This window comes from Nocardiopsis lucentensis DSM 44048 (assembly GCF_000341125.1).
In the GTDB taxonomy this organism is placed as follows: Bacteria; Actinomycetota; Actinomycetes; order Streptosporangiales; family Streptosporangiaceae; genus Nocardiopsis; species Nocardiopsis lucentensis.
The window spans coordinates 1-1484 of sequence record NZ_ANBC01000116.1; the positions used below are offsets into that span (position 1 = coordinate 1).

General features: G+C 72.0%; 2 protein-coding genes and 1 pseudogene (1 of these 3 running past the window's edge). All 3 read right to left on the minus strand.

Annotation, left to right across the window (positions count from 1 at the left end):
* Nucleotides 1-267, minus strand: a pseudogene (locus D471_RS32890) (helicase); the annotation flags it as partial.
* A 132-nt stretch (nt 268-399) separates the two neighbouring features.
* Entirely contained in the window at nt 400-1392 is a 993-nt protein-coding gene (locus D471_RS0103675; protein ID WP_017597374.1) for a Bug family tripartite tricarboxylate transporter substrate binding protein, read from the minus strand.
* Nucleotides 1389-1484, minus strand: partial view of a tripartite tricarboxylate transporter permease gene (locus tag D471_RS0103680; protein ID WP_017597375.1) — the end only. The gene runs 1461 nt beyond the window's last position; the window shows 96 of its 1557 coding nt (coding positions 1462-1557); its start codon lies off the right edge, out of view; the stop codon is at nt 1389-1391. The genes D471_RS0103675 and D471_RS0103680 overlap by 4 nt, the downstream gene beginning before the upstream one ends.

Here is a 1484-nt window from a genome sequence, read left to right on the forward strand (position 1 = left end):
GCCGAAGCACAGTCCCTCCTCGACCGAACCCAGCTGTGACCGGCGCCTGGCCTGCGCGTACGACCGGTCCTCGCGCTCCACGAGAGCCGCGTAGCCGGACCGGTCCTGCAGGTGGGCGGCGGAGAGCTGGTCGTCGGCGTGGGAGCGCAGGGCGTCCAGCCGCTCGTACATGGCGCTGACCCGTACCTGCTCCTCGGCCAGGGCGGCGCGCTCCGAGGAGGAGGCGCCCCCGGAGGAGGGGGACGGGTGCGCGGCGTCGTCCGACATCGGGTCCGGTGCTGCGTCCGCTTGACGGAACTCCATCTACTTGCTATCCTTTAGTTAGATGGATTTTTGTGTGCTCAATATGGAAATTGCGAAATTCATACTGTAGCACGCGCTCCGCCGTCCGCGCGCTGTTCAGTCGCCCCCGTCGGCGAATCCCAGCCGGTTCAGCGCCGTCCCCACGCGCTCCTCCTCCTCGGCCAGGAACGCGGCGAATTCCGCCCCCTCCAGGTACGCGTCCGTCCACCGGTTGCGCTCCAGCTCCGCCCGCCACTCGGGCGAGTCGTGCAGCGTCGCGACCACCGCGAGCAGTTCCTCCCGGTCCGCGGCGGACAGCCCCGGCGGCGCCAGCAGCCCGCGCCAGTTGAGGAAGTGCAGCGGTATCCCCGCCTCCGCCAGCGTCGGCGCGTCCGTCCCCGGGTCGGGGTCCGCGCCGGTCACGGCCAACACCCGCAGCTGTCCGGAGTCGATCGCCGCACGCTGCTCGCTCGGCCCGGCCGCCGCGACGCTCACCTCGTGACTGAGCAGTGCCGCCTGCATCGGGCCGCCTCCGTCGTAGGTGCGGTAGTCCACCTCCGCCGGGTCGATCCCCAGCTCCTCGGCCAGCAGCATGGTCACCATGTGGTCGGGACCCCCCGGGGTCGAGCCCCCGCCGATCACCACGCTCGAGGGGTCGGCGCGCCACGCGCGCGCCATGTCGTCGATCGTGTCGAACGGGGAGTCCGGCGGCACCAGCAGCGCCTCGGGCTCCTCGATCAGCCGGGCCAGGGGAGTGGCCTCCGTCGCCGAATGCGACGCCGACTCGATGTGGGAGTTGGCCAGCACCCCCAACCCCATCTGGAGGATCAGGCCGGGGGTGCCGCGCTCGTACACCAACCGCGCCAGGGCCGCGGTGCCCGACACCCCCGGCAGGTTGAACACCGTCACTTCCGAAACCGTCCCGGTCTCCTCCAGGACCGCCTTGATCGTCCGCGCCGTGTGGTCGTATCCGCCTCCGGGCGGCGTCGGCACCATGATCCGCAGCTCCGCGGGGCCGCGCACGGGCAGACAGCCGGTCAGTGGCAGGAAGGCCGCCAGGGGCAGCACGAAACCGGCGGCCAGTACGGCGCGCCGGCTCGTGCCCCTCATGCGATCCGCCTCCTCGTCAGCCCTTCAGCGACTCCGCGCGGTCGGAGTCCTCCTCGGCGCTCCGGTCGGCGGTCTCGGCGGCGGCCCTGCCT